The sequence below is a fragment of the Vibrio sp. 2130-1 genome (genome assembly GCF_033339515.1).
This window is the reverse complement of the sequence record NZ_JAWOUT010000578.1, coordinates 1-557: the sequence shown is the minus strand read 5'-3', so window position 1 is coordinate 557 and position 557 is coordinate 1. Positions and strand designations below refer to the sequence as shown.

General features: G+C 42.7%; 1 protein-coding gene. It reads right to left on the bottom strand.

Going from position 1 to position 557, the window contains the following annotated elements; translation table 11 throughout:
- Positions 1-78: 78 nt before the first annotated feature.
- The coding region (gene rfaH, locus R7Q09_RS27500; protein ID WP_318144127.1) for a transcription/translation regulatory transformer protein RfaH at positions 79-557 on the bottom strand (479 nt) is incomplete at its 5' end.

The window sequence follows — 557 nt, the reverse complement described above, 5'->3', positions numbered from 1 at the left end:
CCAATTATTTAACTTGTTGACGTTAAGATCAAAAAGAGGTGCGTGCGCACCTCTTTTTTGTGTTGGTGTTATTAGCGACTACTTTAAGTCTAAATCGGTGTTATCAATGCTAACTGGTACTCGCTTCGAGATCATTTGCACCAACATGATTGAACGCTTCTCTCCGTCTTGTTCTTGGAAAATGGCATCAATACCTGCAAATTGTCCGCTCTTAACACGAACCTGATCACCTGGTTTAGGCATGCATTCGGATATGTTTTTTTCTGTGCAGCATTTCTCTAGCTGCTTCAACTCAAACACAAGATCGCCTTGAACTTCTTTTGGTTGGGCACCAAATCGAACAAAGTCGACAACACCGCGCGTCGACCGAACCGACGTAAAGTTCGGGCCTTGTTCATAATCAAAACGTGCAAATACATAACAAGGAAACAACGGTTCTTCGACCTTTTGTCGCTTACCGCGCAAGATTTTTTCGACTTCTACAGTTGGGTAGAAGCACTCAACACCTTGATTTTCAAGATGCTGCTTAGCCCTTATTTGTTCTCCACGCTTACAAT